Below are 663 nucleotides of genomic sequence, written 5' to 3' on the forward strand. Positions count from 1 at the left end.
GGCACCACCCTCGGCGACCCCATCGAAGCCCAAGCCCTCCAAGCCACCTACGGCACCGGCCGCGAGCCCGGCCAACCCCTGTGGCTCGGCTCGGTCAAGTCCAACATCGGCCACACCCAGGCCGCCGCGGGCGTCGCAGGCGTCATCAAGATGGTGCAGGCCATGCGGCACGGGCAACTGCCCAAAACCCTCCACATCGACCAACCCACCCCCCACATCGACTGGGACTCCTCAGCCGTATCCCTCCTCACCGAAACCATCGACTGGCCCGACACCGGCCGCCCCCGCCGCGCCGCCGTCTCCTCCTTCGGCATCAGCGGCACCAACGCCCACGTCATCCTCGAACAAGGCGACCCAACACCCCAGGCGCAGGAGCCGGAGGCCAACGGGCCACTGATGGTGCCGCTGTCCGCCAACAGCTCGCAGGCGTTGAACAGTCACGCTCGCCGTCTCCACGTCCACCTGGGCAAGCATCCTGAGCTTCAGCCCGGCCAGCTCCGGGATCAGCTCCACCGGCGCAGCCTCTTCGACCACCGGGCGGCCGTGGTGTGCTCCAGCCGGGACGAGCTCCTGGCCGGGCTGGAGGCTTTGGCCCAGGGTGTGCCTCACCCGGCCGTGATCGAGGGCACCGCCACCGGCGGGAAGATCGTGTTCGTCTACCCC

Annotated in this window: 1 protein-coding gene; it reads left to right on the plus strand. The window is 69.7% G+C overall.

Annotated elements, in window-relative coordinates:
* The coding region (locus HPT28_RS26460; protein ID WP_306824677.1) for a ketoacyl-synthetase C-terminal extension domain-containing protein at positions 1–663 on the plus strand (663 nt) is incomplete at both ends.

Origin of the sequence: Streptomyces sp. JJ38, assembly GCF_019303475.1 — a bacterium.
Taxonomy (GTDB): Bacteria; Actinomycetota; Actinomycetes; order Streptomycetales; family Streptomycetaceae; genus Streptomyces.